This is a genomic window from Helicobacter salomonis (assembly GCF_017979425.1).
Classification (GTDB): Bacteria; Campylobacterota; Campylobacteria; order Campylobacterales; family Helicobacteraceae; genus Helicobacter; species Helicobacter salomonis.
This window is the reverse complement of the sequence record NZ_JAERIS010000056.1, coordinates 1-405: the sequence shown is the minus strand read 5'-3', so window position 1 is coordinate 405 and position 405 is coordinate 1. Positions and strand designations below refer to the sequence as shown.

General features: G+C 46.2%; 1 protein-coding gene. It reads left to right on the top strand.

Annotated elements, in window-relative coordinates; all coding sequences use genetic code 11:
* Positions 1 to 164 precede the first annotated feature (164 nt).
* Positions 165 to 365: a hypothetical protein gene (locus tag KCO92_RS07255; RefSeq protein ID WP_158653594.1), complete on the top strand. Its 201-nt coding sequence runs from the start codon at positions 165 to 167 to the stop codon at positions 363 to 365.
* Positions 366 to 405 lie beyond the last annotated feature (40 nt).

Here is a 405-nt window from a genome sequence, read left to right as displayed (position 1 = left end):
CCAAGAATACAGCAGAAATCCCAGCCTTGTAGAATTTTGCAGGGTTTTGTAGGATTTTATAGGTCTGTAAGAACGGTGAAGCAGAGAAGAATATCCTCACAGACACTTCTAAGTTGAGCCTGCCCACTCTAGGCGCACTAGATAAAGCAGACAAACAAGGTGCCATGCCCGTGCTAGGCAGCTTTGATTACAGCGCATTGGGCGCTCAAAAGACCCAACAGAACACCAAGACAGATAGCCGCTCCATTAACTCCAATAACACGCAAACTATCAACATTTACACCCAAGGCGACCCCAATAGCATTGTGAGTGCCATTAAACAGACCAATATTGGACAATACAGCTACGCTGATGAGAAGGAATGACATGCAGGCAGATAGACTCTATAGCGACATGGCGCGCTTT

Coding starts and splice junctions, on each gene's coding strand:
- KCO92_RS07255 (WP_158653594.1), top strand. CDS start 165: ATGCCCGTGCTAGGCAGCTTTGATTACAGCGCATTGGGCGCTCAAAAG.